General features: G+C 68.3%; 1 protein-coding gene. It reads right to left on the bottom strand.

Features of this window, described 5'->3' with window-relative positions:
• Window positions 1–140: 140 nt before the first annotated feature.
• A complete protein-coding gene (locus VXC91_RS46155; RefSeq protein ID WP_329513296.1) occupies window positions 141–800 on the bottom strand; it encodes an IS3 family transposase in 660 nt (219 codons plus the stop codon).
• Window positions 801–880 lie beyond the last annotated feature (80 nt).

Consider the following 880-nt stretch of genomic DNA (forward strand, 5'->3'; position numbering starts at 1 on the left):
TTCAAGATCTCGACGCCGTCGGCGGTGAAGACGGCATCGAAGGTCTGGGTGTAGCGGCTGTCGCGGTCGCGCAGCAGGTAGCGGAAGCCGGAGGTCCGGTCACCGAGGTCGGCGAGGAGGTTTCGGGCGAGTTGGGTGGCCTAGGCTGCGGTGGGGTGGGGGGTGACGCCGAGGATGTGCACGGTGCGGGTGCCGACCTCCATGACGTAGAGCACGTACAGCCTCTTCAAGATCACGGTGTCGACGTGGAAGAAGTCCGCGGCGAGCAGGCCGGAGGCCTGGGCGCGAAGGAACTCGCGCCAGGTCGGCCCGCCGCCCAGGCCGCGGCGGGGTGCGGGGCCGAGCCCGGCGCTGCGCAGGATGCGGCGGATGGTGGAAGCGCCGACGCGGTGGCCGAGGCGTCGCAGCTCGCCCTGGATGCGGGTGTAACCCCATGTGGAATTTTCGCGGGCCAGGCGCAGGATGAGAGCGGTGAGTTCCTCGGAGATCGGCGGCCGGCCCATGCGCACAGGTTTTTGCTTCCACTTCCAGCGCAGCAGTCGGCGGTGCCAGGACAGCAGGGTGTGGGGGGTGACCAGGCGGTGTCGGCGTAGCCCGCCAGGTAGGTGGCGGGCCAGGGCCGCGAGTACCGCGCGGTAAGGCCAGGAAAGGTTCGGTCGGACGCCGAGCTGCCGACGCAGCACCGCGACCTCGTGGCGCAGCGCGAGGAGCTCGACATCCTTGGCCTCCTGCGAGCGTGACGGCAGTAGGAGCAGTCCGAGAAGTCGAACGAAGATCAGGTAGAGGATGCGCAACGCCATGCAGCCCGAGCTTGCCATGATCGCCTGAAGCTGCAAAGCGCCTGTTCAGGGGCTGTGCGTGACATTTGGAACCCTACAGG

Origin of the sequence: Streptomyces chiangmaiensis, assembly GCF_036281785.1 — a bacterium.
Classification (GTDB): domain Bacteria; phylum Actinomycetota; class Actinomycetes; order Streptomycetales; family Streptomycetaceae; genus Streptomyces; species Streptomyces chiangmaiensis.